Below are 12,375 nucleotides of genomic sequence, written 5' to 3'. Positions count from 1 at the left end.
CTCCAATTGTTAGATTTTGTGTCTAACAATTGGGGTGCAGTTCATTAAGGGTGGTTTTGACTATTGAACATTATTATACGAAGGGCCATATGCAATGTCGGAAGTCTCGAGCTAATGCCTAGTCCAGAATAGTCATGGAACATAGTCATTATAAAGGGGCAATCATCTAAAGGGGGGGTTTGGAAATAAAGAGCAAAAACAATACCAGGTTGAATAATGGTTGAAACTAGTCAAATAGTTAATAACTTGAAAATACCAATGCACACAGCACCTTATCGATTCCATTTTCTTATACACGATCTTTTGGACCCAACATACTAAACTGATTCAAAAAGGGTATGAAGTTGGTCTGTATAATAAACGGACTCTAAATATGGTCCCGGAGGCTGGTGACCTTTCTTCACTTCTGCTAGCACAAACCATCGCCTTGGTTTATGCTACTAATGTTAGTATGTTTATTTACGAAAGCGCAAAAGCAGCTGGAATGGGAGACCAGCTGCTTAAAAAAAGATGACTAAGTTTTTATGGAGTCTTCCCTGCAGGCATGTTCTGCTTCCTCATCCCCCACAAAACCAAAAAGAGAAGCAGGAGCCCTAAAACAGCAGCAATGAAGTAGCTTGTATTTAAATGATCCTTCATAAGAATGGACATGAGAGGAGGGCCGGCGGCCACTCCAATAAACCTGGCAGAGCTGTAAAGAGAGGTGATCGTACCGCGTTTCTCCTTCTCAATATTTTCCGTGATGACAGCATCAAGCGACGGAAGCATTGCTCCAATGGCGATTCCAAGAATACTGCTCACGACCAGAAGCATACCCAGCCTTTCCTTCGTAAGACCGACAAAGATAATACTGGCGGAAATTGCTGCCAAACTTAAGCAAATGACCAGCTTCATGATCGAAATATCGCCTTTTATCTTCCTTCCTGTCATAAATGAAGAAATACATAGAAGCAGCAAAGGAATAGCCAGTACAAACCCTTTTGAAACACCTTTCAAATGATGGGTCTTCTCCAGACTGTCAGAAAGGAAAAATAGAACCCCGAACAAAACGAGCATAACAAAAGCCCCCAGCATAAATACAACAAAGAGCCATTTCCCTTCCTTTTTTAATGTTTTTTTAGTTTCCTTAATAAATTTACGGAATTTCGGTGGCTTTTTTCTGATTTTTGGTGACTTAATAAAAAATATAGTAAGCAAAATGGAAATCAGGCCAAAAAAAGATATGGAAAAAAACGGCAAAAACCAAATAATACTGGCAAATAAAGAACCCAGTATCGGACTGAGCACCTTTCCAAAGGTATTGGATGTTTCAATAACTCCTAAACAAGAACTTGCTTTCTCATCATCATCCACATATAAATCTCCAACAAGCGGAAGAATGATCGGCATTGCCCCTGAAGCTCCTATCCCCTGAATAATTCTCCCAATAATGATCCACATATAAGGATTATCAAGTTTCCAAGAAGCGAATCCAGCGATTAAGCCGCCAATGAAAGCAAGAATAAGACTGGGTAAGATGACTTTCTTTCTACCAATATGATCGGATAGATAGCCCGCAACCGGTATTAAAAAAACGGAGGCCACCGAATAACTCGTGATCACCATACTGGACTGAAACGAAGATATATCCGCCTTCTCCTCAAAGATCGGAAGGACTGGGATAAGCATAGAATTTCCCAATGTCATCACCAATGGAATGGAGGCCATACTGATAATACACCATGGACTAACCTGACTTTTTTTCATGTACACACCTCTATCAAGTAATAATGATATTTTGTCCGAATTCGGTCAGTCCATGATTGGTAAAATCTATATGATGGTGAGAAAGCAGCAAATGGCTCTGGTCAAAAAAATACGTCGGCATAAACTATCGTTCGGAGGGCGGGAGTGATGGTGCCGCATTACAGGAGAGGTCAGTACTGATACCGGGCACTACAGAAAAACTGCCTCTTCCCTTTGTTTGGCCAGGACATTTACTCTGTAATACTAGGTACCATCATAAAAATAAAACTGAATCAGCAGCCAGCTGCTCAGTCAGTATGATTGGCCGTCCGTTCAGGCTTGTTTGTTATTCTCGGCGCCCCATGATATCCACTGGGATTTTTGCGTCATTCGCGTCCAATTGTATCATTCAGTTTCTCACGGTATTTGTCCCTCCAAGTTTTCGTGTCTTTCACCAGTTCATCGCAAAATGCTGCAACATCCTCTCCTGTAAGGTCCGTTACTTTTTTATATTCCGCTGCCCCTTCCTCAAATAGATCCAGAATGCCCGTAAAAATCCGCTGGGTGTCCTTCCAGTCTATCGGGCCTCCCGAGGTCCATATATATTTTTTGATGGCCTCGTATGCGTTATGGTATTCACTTGGAAGTGCCTTCGCACGTGCCTCTATCGCCTTCCATTCCCTTTTGTCATTCAGGCTTCCGATAATTTTTTCAAAAAAACTCATATTATTTTCTCCTTATCCTTTTATTTCATTTTAAGTTCATTAATTTTACTTGAGACGAATTCCCAGTTTCCCCAAAAGTGATCACGATGCTTTTGACCTGCTGCATTGAGCGTATAAAATTTTCTTGGCGGGCCCATAGTGGATGGTTTTTTTTCAATGTTCACCAGCTCTTTTTTTTCAAGCCGCATGGTGATCGTATATACTGTGCCTTCAACTACATCCGTGAAGCCAAGCTCACGCAGCTTCTGTGTAATTTCATAGCCGTATGTTTCACCGCGGCTTATGATTTCCAGCACACACCCCTCAAGCACCCCTTTCAGCATTTCCGTAATATTTTCCAACTCTCCACCCCCCTTATGTAACCAAGTATTGTTTGGCATCATTATTCAGTAATACACACTACTGGTATATAGTAATGAAGAGTAGGATGGATTGTCAAGAATAATTGATGACTACATCTGCTTTTTTTGTTGATTCAATGGTCAATTTATTAATGGCCAATCCGCTTATTGTAATGGATCATCATATCTTACTTTCTAATGAGGCAGCACTTGGCATTTTGCCTGCTCCCTCCGTTTTTCGAAAAAATACAAAATAACCTCTTTAGTAACGAATACCAAAGAGGTTATTTTATCAAATATTGTGTCAAATCTGTAGCTTTGAAATAAGGTTTGATCAAGAATATCTCACAAACCCACATCTTACGTTAACTTAAAAAAAACGTTTTGGTTTAATCAAAACGAATTCTTCGTTTGTGAAATATTGCATATTTTTCGAAAAAAAGTTTAATCATTTTCTCTGACCGATTTTCAACCTAAAGCGCCCAAACATGAATAAGGAATTATTTTTATGCCAATCTTATTCCAACCATATAAAGCAAATGCAAACCCTAATGATAAACATATAATCCAAACATTTATTGCCTCAGTAATCGCAATCTCGATTTTAAATGAGTTAAAGAGAAATTTAATTATATAGTAGTCAATTACAAGTGATAATGATAAAACAAGGCTATACATTAAGACAAATCTTTGTTTTCCCTTTTCCAATAATCTTCCCTTAAAAAATTATGAGTCAAATATATTTGGATTAATGATCTAGGGCTAATCATCTTCTCATATAAAAAAACATCTGCTAAAGGGACTGACCCCTTAGGTTGAGACAAATAAAAAACACCTTCAAGGTTGAAAACGGATGATTGTTATCCGAAATAAGACTTGGAGGTGTTTTTTTATGGGGACAAGAGTGAGCTATCCAGTGGAAATAAAACAGAAGGCAGTAGAAATGAGACTGGCAGGGGTGTCCGTAAAAGAGATAATGCACGAGTTAAATATCAAGAATAAAACACAGATTCAAACCTGGGTTAGATGGTATAAAGCTGGAGAAATCAATCGGTTTGAACAGCCTGTTGGTAAGCAATATACGTTCGGGAAAGGGCCCTTTTACTCTTCAGAGATGGAAAAATTACAAGCAGAGAATCGCTTTTTAAGACAACAAAATGAAGTTTTAAAAAAGTACAAGGAATTGGAAAGGATGTTGATAGAGAAACGACAATCCAGCTTGTAGAGGAATTACGTGAGACGATGAGTGTCAAGGATATTTGTCTTCATCTAGGGGTTTCCAGAGCTACCTATTATCGTTGGAAGGCAAACAGGAATACCTACCATGAGAAACGTGAATTTGAATCTCAGATCGGCGCGTTGTGTAAAGCACATAAATTTCGATATGGATATCGGAAGATTACAGCGGTACTAAATCAGGAAAAGTGCATTAATCGTAAAGCGGTGCAGCGTATTATGCAGGAGAATGGCTGGCAGTGCAGAGTGAAAGAGAAGAAGCGAACGAACACAGGCCAACCTTATGCCGTCGCAGAAAACATATTAGATCGGAACTTCCAGTCCGATCGTCCACTCGAAAAACTTGTGACAGACATAACTTATTTGCCTTATGGGCAGAAACAATTGTATCTTTCCAGTATATTAGACTTGTACAACGGACAAGTCATTGCTTTAACGATTGGAGATAGACAGAATACAGCCTTCGTATTAGATACACTCGATCAGCTCCCGGCCTTACCGGAGAATTGTGTATTACATAGTGATCAGGGTTCTGTTTATACTTCATACGAATATCAACAGGCGGTTAAAGCAAAAGGCATTACCATGAGCATGTCCCGGAAAGGAACGCCCGCTGATAATGCCCCTATCGAATCGTTTCATTCCTCACTAAAGTCTGAAACGTTCAACCTCGACAGCGTGAACCGAACTACGACGGCAATCGTAGAGCGAACTGTCGAAGAATACATTTATTATTATAACAACATTCGCATTCAAACAAAACTAAACAACCAATCACCGATACAATATCGGCAATTGGCTGATTGAAGGTGTTTTGATCCCTGTCTCACTAACGGGGGTCAGTCCCAAAAAAGCAGAGTTTTTCTTGGTCGATGAAATGATGCAAGTCTCCCATAGTATGGAGTTGTCTGATGAACACGATTTTCAGCCGCCTTCATTATTTACACATCTTTTGACGTGTTTAGAAAAGCCTCAATTTTATCCCGGTCAAACACATGAAAAACTTGTCCATCCAACACAATAAAAGGCGTTGCAATGCCCCCTCGCTTAGCATTCGGTCAAACATCAGTTGATCGTAAGCAACATTGATGACTTCATACGGAAAATCTTTTTCTTTGAAATAGTGCAATACCTTTTCACATGACTCGCAATGGTCACTGACATACAGGGTTATTATTTTCATGAGAAAAAACATCTGTTTATTGTTTTTTTCTTTACTGAACACTTTCAGTTTACAGAATCAAAGCAAACATGACCGAAATATAGTTCACATTCACAGCGAATAAAAAACCTGAAGAAGTGCTCAGGGTTGCCTTTCCTTAGTCAAAAAGTTGTTCTTTTGCCAGCTCACGATGAATAGAAATGCTTTTGCGTTCTGTTCGAATCAATCCTTCCTTTACTAGTTCATTGATAGTTGAGGTTACCGATTCAGAGTAGCACCTATCATGTTACCGATTTCTTGATGAGTCAGAGGAAGAGCTATTCGATGAAAGTTATCCTCCAGCACGCCAAATTCTTCGTAAAGATTCAATTTGAGACAAATACCACAGTTTATTAATCATGAGCCAACCTCCGGATGATATGTTTATTCTTACTTTATCATGGAGAGGATATGCATGACTAACTTAATGATTGGTCATCATAATGTATGCTAGTTCACATTTATTAAAGGAACTGGATTACAGAATTGCTATTTAAACCAGACTATAATGAAGCCAGCAACACAAAGGAGAGATGAAGATGAAAAAAGTAGCTATATTTGTACACGCAAGTGAAAAGGAACTAGGAAGAGCCGTCCACGGATTGTTGTATTCAGAAGAAATCCACGCTACCGGCGGAAAAGTGAGATTAATATTCGATGGTGAAGGGACGCAATGGATTGGTCGTTTTGAAGACACAAACCATCCAATGAACCCGTTATACAAAAAAGTGAAGTCTTTTGGTATCATTGAGGCTTGTGAATATTGTGCTGGAGCTTTTGGAGCAACGGAAGATGTTCAAAAAGCCAGCATTTCTACAGCAAATGACTACGAAGGTCACCCAAGTATAGCAAAACTAATCTCCGAAGATTATGAAATTATTACGTTGTAATGTAAGAGAATTCGTATAAAGCACGCATCACGTGAACCGAACCAATAAAAAAAACAGAGTACAAGAATGGTTTCCTATACATAAACGAATGTCAGTCGGCAGTCGGTATAATGATTGTTTGAGAAGATGAGTATAAATAACCCCCCTTGGGTTGGCCAAGGGGGGTTAACTTGTCCGTTTTTATACAACATCGTTGATAAATCCGTTTTCATTATCTAAAGAAGCCTGACAGTTGCATAAAAAAAGGACAGGTCCATCAAGGTGAAGTCTGCTCAAAATCAAAAACAAATTATATATCCCGCTTGTTAGACTAGCTTCATAAAGAATCCATTTAGAGTAAGGAAAATTATGAGGACGTTTTACGGTTAGCACATTCTATAAGAGAAGGGACAGTCTCAGCCTCACTTATTATGGGGAAGCTAGGCTCTTATTCAAGGCAAAACAGTTTAGCTACAGCTTTTCGCGAGATGGGAAGAAAAGAAAAGACGATCTTTATTCTTAATTACCTTTCAAGAGAAACTTTAAGGAGAAATTTAAAAAGGATTAAATAAAGGAGAAGCGATGAATGGTCTTGCAAGAGCAATTTCCTTTGGGAAACAAGGGGAGCTTCGGGAACGAACTTTACAACATCTGCTCCAGAGAGCCAGTGCATTGAACATAATTATTAATGCAATTTTTTGATTCCTTTCAATCGAGTAGAGCGACCCAACGAAGAGACATCTTGTATATTCAGCCACGGTTTATAATCTAAGCCAATCCCGGATACACGACCTTCTCTAATCTATTTATCGATTTTTGATGTTTTTGTTCTTTTAGACATAAAAAAATACCCCTTTAGACAATATTATCCAAAGAGGTATTTCTTCGCGACTTTTTTACAAACATCGCAACTTTATTTCAAAGCTACAAAGCCACAATATCGCTTTATTTTACAATCCGCATTTCAGCTGCGCACCGCAGTTTGTGCAGGTGTTGCAGCCGCCAAGGTCTTGCACTTCACCTTGTCTGCAGACAGGACAAGTGTTACCGACCTCTGAGCCGATGGTTACATTTGTCGAGCGAAGTTCATCAATGGTATCTACAAGGACAACCTTCTTTTCTTCCCGCCCAACCGGCTGCTCCTTTTGATCAAAATGATTTTCTTCTGCTTTAAGCGTTAGGACTTGGGTGTCACGGCTGCCGTCAACATAGACAGTGCCGCCTTTTGCTCCGCCTTTATAGAGACGTTCATACACTTTCTGAACCTCTTCCACGGTGTATCCTTTCGGAGCATTTACCGTTTTACTGATTGAACTGTCGATCCAGCGCTGAATAATGCATTGTACATCAGCATGGGCTTCCGGCGGAAGCTCCATTGCAGAAACGAACCATTTAGGAAGATTGTCTGCATCTGCTTCAGGATTCTGCTCCAAATACTCTTGAACAATATCTGCTTTCACTTCAATAAATTTCCCTAATCGGCCGCTGCGGAAATACGTAAAGGAGAAATATGGCTCCAGTCCGGTTGAAACACCTACCATTGTACCAGTGCTTCCTGTCGGTGCCACTGTAAGCAGATGTGAATTCCGGATACCGTTTTCTTTGATGCCTTCGCGGATATCCTCAGGCATTTTTTTCATGAAGCCTGTCTCCGTGAAACGCTGGCGTAGACGGTTTGTTGCCTCTTTATTCTCGCCTGCAAGGAAAGGAAAGCTTCCTTTTTCTTTTGCAAGCTCAATAGAGGTTCTGTAAGCAGTCGTAGCAATTGTTTCAAACACCTTGTCTACAAGCTCATTGCCCTGTTTCGAACCGTATTCTGCTTCACAGTATATAAGCAGATCATGAAGTCCCATGACTCCAAGTCCTACCCTTCTTTCACCGAGTGCCTGCTTTTTATTCTCTTCAAGGAAATATGGTGTAGCATCAATCACGTTATCCTGCATTCTGACACCGATTTCCACAGTCCGCTTCAGCTTCTCATAATTGACCGTTTTGGTTTCCTTATCTGCCATCTCAGCAAGGTTCACTGCTGCAAGGTTGCAGACCGAGTACGGAGCCAAAGGCTGCTCACCGCAAGGGTTAGTGGCCACAACCTGCTGGCCGTATGCCTTAGCATTGGTCATATCATTGGCATTATCAATAAAGAAAATGCCGGGTTCCGCTGAATAGGTTGCACAAATATTAATCAGATTCCATAGCTCTTTGGCCCGGATCTTCCGGTATACCCGATTCTTATGGCCAAGCTTTTCCCACTCACGCACGTCCCCCACTTGATGCCACTGTTCATTATAGACAGCCATTTCTTCCGCATCATATGCTTCGACATCAGGAAAACGCAGTTCATACATCCCGTCTTGTTCCACAGCCTCCATGAATTCCTTTGTCAGGCATACGGAAATATTAGCTCCTGTAAGGAACTCAGGGTTATGCACACTGTACGTTCCGCCAGTCTGCAGCTTTTCCTCGGCATCTTCGATAATGCTCATGTTGAAACCGCCGAGCCCCGGAATTTGCTTATAATTAACAATTCCCTGATACATGTTCGCTTCCTGCTCAGTAAGCGGAGTGAACTTCAGTTTGTCCATTGCCAGCTTCTTAATCGCTTCATCCTTTGTGTTCTCCACTAAGAAACGAAGAATACGCGGATTCTGCATCTTCGAAATGATGAATTCAACAATATCCGGATGCCAGTCAGCCAGCATGATCATTTGCGCTCCGCGTCTGCTTCCGCCCTGTTCAACCAGATGAGTGAGCTTCGCAATATCGTCCAGCCATGAAACCGACCCGGAAGATTTCCCGTTTACGCCTCTTGCCAGTGCGTTCCTCGGTCTGAGGGTCGACCCGTTCGTTCCAACGCCTCCGCCTCGGCTCATAATTTCCATTACCTGTTTGCGGTGCTCAGAAATCCCTTCCCGTGAATCCGGTACGAAAGGCATCACATAACAGTTGAAATAGGTCACATCTGTATCTGCTCCGGCTCCGTATAAAACACGGCCAGCCGGAATGAAATTCTTGTTTTTAAGCTCTTCATAGAACTTTTCAAACCACTCCGCACGTTTTTCTTCTGTCGTTTCAACAGCTGCCAGTCCGGTTGCATTCCGTTTTGCAATTTGTTCATAAAAGATCTCAAGCGGCTTTTCAATTACATCCAATGATCGGCTGACCACTCCCGTTTCTCTTTCTTCTGCAGTATCCAATACAGCACGGAATTCTTCATCAACAAGCACATCGGCTTTTTTCGTTTCCCAATCGATATCCACGATAATTCCAAGCCCTCTGGCTGGAAATTTAGGATCTTCTTTAATGGTCAGAACGACGAAGTCTCCTTTTCCAAGTGTGATTTTTTCCGTATCCTTAAACGAATACCGGTCAATCATGACAAGGCGGGATACCCCTTTGTGCGTGATGCTCATCTCCGGTGTGATGGGGTGAACCTGAGGAAACAGCGAAATATCCTTATTAAGCCTCTCCACATTGATTTTCATTGATTGATTTATTACAGCCGACATTAAGACCTCTCCCTTTAATAAAAATTGTTGCTTCTCTTGATGCACGAATTTTTATGTATACTTACAGCGTATACGTTAGTTTTTTTAGATACCCATTAATCTATCATATAAACGCCGCTTTATCAATATATAGTATTCACTTTTAAAATAACAATACTAGATATTGTGTTTGCGAATAACATCAATCTGACTTTGTCAAACTTAGTTCCCCTTTAAAAAAGATAGGAAAAAGGAGTTTTCGACAGTTTTCCCTTTCATTTTCGAGCATTTTCATTAAATTTCGCAGTTGCATTTTCAAAAGGATATCCTGAGCCGCGTCATAATAACAAAGCAAATAATATGCTCTAGTTTCGCTGAATTTTTTTTAAAAACTGTCACAAAATATGGAGTCAGGCTAAGCGGCTGAAAACCGCAGCATCTTCCATTATAAAATTATTTTGATTATTGTACGGCTCACCTATATAATAAAGGATGTCTTATGCTGTTTAGTTGGAAAGGAGTTTTACCTTTGGAAGTTTTGTATACACTGATCATTGTTCTAGTCCTGATTATTTTATACTCCGTTTTCAATTGGCTGCGCCAGCGACGGATTGTCAAGACCCTGACACAGGAAGAATTCATTTCAGGCTATCGGAAAGCCCAGCTTATTGATGTGAGAGAGCCGAACGATTTCAATAACGGCCATATCCTGGGAGCCCGCAATATCCCGATGACTCAAATGAAAACCCGTCTTATTGAAATCAGGCCGGATAAACCCGTCTATCTTTATGCTCAAAGCGAACTGATCAGCGGCCGCGCTGCTCAAATGCTGCATCGAAAAGGGTATAAGGAACTGTATCACCTTAAAGGCGGATTCAAATCATGGACAGGCAAAGTGAAAATCGAGTAGGAGGGGGTGATTAACCCCCGACCTCTCACACCACCGTACGTACCGTTCGGTATACGGCGGTTCCATTAAGTTTGACGCAGAAATTCATATCGATTATATAAACTTTTCAACCCTCGGTGACTCCAATACAAGTTATTGAGGGTTTTGTGTAAGATTGGACTACAGGCTATTCTCCAATATTTCTTTCTGGAGTTTCCCCATTCATATGCCTTTTGGTCAGGGACACCTAGACCTTTGAGTTTTCTTACTCTTGTCCTCGGTTTCTTCCATTGTTTCCATTCAAGCATACGGAGTCTCCGTCTAATCCACTCATCAAATTCTTTAAATTTACTTGGTGTATCAGCCAATGCAAAATATCCACACCATCCCGTTAGATATTGATTTAGTTTCTCGATTCTAACTTCCATAGGAATTTGTTTAGAACGGGAGGTTAACTCCCGTATTTTAGCCTTAAGCCTTTTAATACTTTCATTGGCTATTCGAACCTTCGGTTTCTTATTGACCGTAAAGCTAAAGCCAAGAAACTTTCGTTTCCACGGGCGATCAACTGCTGACTTTTCTCTATTTACTTTGAGCTTTAATTTCTGCTCAATAAAGCATGTAATTGAGTTCATCACTCGTTCTCCAGCTTTCTTCGATTTCATGTAAATATTACAATCATCGGCGTAGCGGACAAACTTGTGACCTCTCCTTTCTAACTCTTTATCAAGTTTATCCAAAAGGATATTCGAAAGAAGGGGGCTCAGTGGACCTCCTTGTGGTGTTCCTTCTTCTGCATCATAGACTACACCATTCATCATAATTCCTGCTTGGAGATATTTCCGTATAAGTTTCAAGACCTGCCGGTCTTGGATTCTACTTGCTAATATCCCCATTAACTTATCATGATTGACTCTATCAAAGAATTTCTCCAAGTCCATGTCAATCACCCATCTATAACCTTCACTTATATATTCCCTTGCTTTACGAACCGCATCATGACCTCTTCTATTTGGTCTAAACCCATAACTATGTTCTGAGAAGGTTGGGTCAAGAAGTGGGGTTAGAACTTGGGCGATAGCCTGTTGAATGAACCGGTCTGTCACGGTAGGTATTCCTAGTAATCTTACTCCACCGTTCGGTTTCGGGATTTCGACTCGACGGACTGGGTTAGGTTGATAGGTACCTTCCCTTAATGAATCACAAAGAGTTTCCCAGTTCTCATAGAGATGTCTTCGTAGGGATTTTACGGACATTCCATCTATGCCGTGACTCCCTTTGTTCTTCTCCACACGTTTAAGTGCTTCTATTAAGTTTTCCCGTGACAGAATCAGATCCATTAACATGTGATATTTCCTTTCGACGTGAACGTAGAAATCTAATTATGTTATTCCTGCTCCACCCTCATGAAGTCCCCTGTGGAATTCACCACTTCCTCCTTCAAGTAAGTCCTTTCGGATTGTCTGCTTCTATACAGGAATTATATGCCTAGTTCTCGTTCTTCCTAATAGTTCAGTCCTTCCCATTCCATCTCGAGTTGGAATGGTACTATGACCTCGGCTGACTTCTGATTGTTCAGCTGTCCATCGCTGGATAGGTTACCAAGGGAACTTGGCGTTCCAATCAGACCTCCCCGGGTAAGAGTACAGTCTTTCCCTCCATCTATCTGCTTCATTTACTCTGTACCACCTTCGGCAGTAAGGACTTCGTTTTGTTGTGCAAACTCATCCAATGGTACCTAGCCTTATATGAAGTTCGTGTTCCTCAGACCGGAGGTTTGCCGCTCGCTTCCTTCAGATTCTGCGTCACCACAGACACCCTTGCGTTAAGCTAACCATTACTACTGCCTTCATGGTTCGGGACTCTCACCCTATAGACTGCACCCATGCCGGGCGCACACA

The 12,375-nt window shown here is 41.0% G+C and carries 10 protein-coding genes and 2 pseudogenes; 4 read left to right on the top strand and 8 right to left on the bottom strand.

Going from position 1 to position 12,375, the window contains the following annotated elements:
• Nucleotides 1–522: 522 nt before the first annotated feature.
• The 3 genes from BQ4305_RS08635 to BQ4305_RS08625 form a co-directional block, all read right to left on the bottom strand.
• The gene (locus tag BQ4305_RS08635) at nt 523–1,746 is read right to left on the bottom strand and encodes an MFS transporter (protein ID WP_234396915.1); all 1,224 of its coding nucleotides are present in this window, start codon (nt 1,744–1,746) and stop codon (nt 523–525) included.
• 365 nt (nt 1,747–2,111) lie between these two features.
• The gene (locus BQ4305_RS08630) at nt 2,112–2,450 is read right to left on the bottom strand and encodes a DUF1048 domain-containing protein (RefSeq protein WP_110927441.1); all 339 of its coding nucleotides are present in this window, start codon (nt 2,448–2,450) and stop codon (nt 2,112–2,114) included.
• Nucleotides 2,451–2,470: 20 nt separating this feature from the next.
• Nucleotides 2,471–2,791, bottom strand: a complete 321-nt coding sequence (locus tag BQ4305_RS08625; RefSeq protein WP_110927440.1) for a PadR family transcriptional regulator — start codon at nt 2,789–2,791, stop codon at nt 2,471–2,473.
• Nucleotides 2,792–3,683: 892 nt separating this feature from the next.
• Between BQ4305_RS08625 and BQ4305_RS08615 the strand changes: the two genes are divergently transcribed.
• Nucleotides 3,684–4,834, top strand: a protein-coding gene (locus BQ4305_RS08615) for an IS3 family transposase (RefSeq protein WP_110926723.1) whose coding sequence is annotated in 2 segments (ribosomal slippage) — nt 3,684–3,957 and nt 3,957–4,834 — 1,152 coding nt in all. Because the reading frame shifts where the segments join, the coding sequence is not laid out codon by codon here.
• A 154-nt stretch (nt 4,835–4,988) separates the two neighbouring features.
• Here BQ4305_RS08615 and BQ4305_RS22245 read toward each other — a convergent pair.
• Complete coding sequence (locus BQ4305_RS22245; RefSeq protein WP_199880630.1) at nt 4,989–5,210, bottom strand: glutaredoxin domain-containing protein; 222 nt, start codon at nt 5,208–5,210, stop codon at nt 4,989–4,991.
• 557 nt (nt 5,211–5,767) lie between these two features.
• Between BQ4305_RS22245 and BQ4305_RS08605 the strand changes: the two genes are divergently transcribed.
• Nucleotides 5,768–6,118, top strand: coding sequence for a DsrE family protein (locus BQ4305_RS08605; protein WP_199880629.1), 351 nt, complete (start codon nt 5,768–5,770; stop codon nt 6,116–6,118).
• Nucleotides 6,119–6,456: 338 nt separating this feature from the next.
• Nucleotides 6,457–6,793, top strand: a pseudogene (locus BQ4305_RS08600) (Tn3 family transposase); the annotation flags it as partial.
• Nucleotide 6,794: 1 nt separating this feature from the next.
• On the opposite strand, the pseudogene BQ4305_RS22075 reads toward BQ4305_RS08600, so the two are convergent.
• Together BQ4305_RS22075 and BQ4305_RS08590 are read right to left on the bottom strand one after the other, a co-directional pair.
• Nucleotides 6,795–6,899 (bottom strand): annotated as a pseudogene (locus tag BQ4305_RS22075) (TnsA endonuclease N-terminal domain-containing protein); the annotation flags it as partial.
• A gap of 148 nt (nt 6,900–7,047) precedes the next feature.
• Nucleotides 7,048–9,606, bottom strand: a complete 2,559-nt coding sequence (locus BQ4305_RS08590; protein WP_110927436.1) for a vitamin B12-dependent ribonucleotide reductase — start codon at nt 9,604–9,606, stop codon at nt 7,048–7,050.
• 508 nt (nt 9,607–10,114) lie between these two features.
• On the opposite strand from BQ4305_RS08590, the gene BQ4305_RS08585 reads away from it, so the two are divergent.
• Nucleotides 10,115–10,495, top strand: coding sequence for a rhodanese-like domain-containing protein (locus tag BQ4305_RS08585; protein ID WP_110927435.1), 381 nt, complete (start codon nt 10,115–10,117; stop codon nt 10,493–10,495).
• Nucleotides 10,496–10,560: 65 nt separating this feature from the next.
• On the opposite strand, the gene ltrA is transcribed toward BQ4305_RS08585, so the two are convergent.
• The gene (gene ltrA / locus BQ4305_RS08580) at nt 10,561–11,820 is read right to left on the bottom strand and encodes a group II intron reverse transcriptase/maturase (RefSeq protein ID WP_110926047.1); all 1,260 of its coding nucleotides are present in this window, start codon (nt 11,818–11,820) and stop codon (nt 10,561–10,563) included.
• A gap of 158 nt (nt 11,821–11,978) precedes the next feature.
• Nucleotides 11,979–12,149, bottom strand: a complete 171-nt coding sequence (locus BQ4305_RS21395; protein ID WP_199880500.1) for a hypothetical protein — start codon at nt 12,147–12,149, stop codon at nt 11,979–11,981.
• Nucleotides 12,150–12,375 lie beyond the last annotated feature (226 nt).

This window comes from Bacillus massiliglaciei (assembly GCF_900098925.1).
GTDB lineage: Bacteria > Bacillota > Bacilli > Bacillales > DSM-1321 > Peribacillus > Peribacillus massiliglaciei.
Note: the sequence above shows the minus strand (reverse complement) of the source record. Positions and strands in the feature narration are given on the sequence as shown.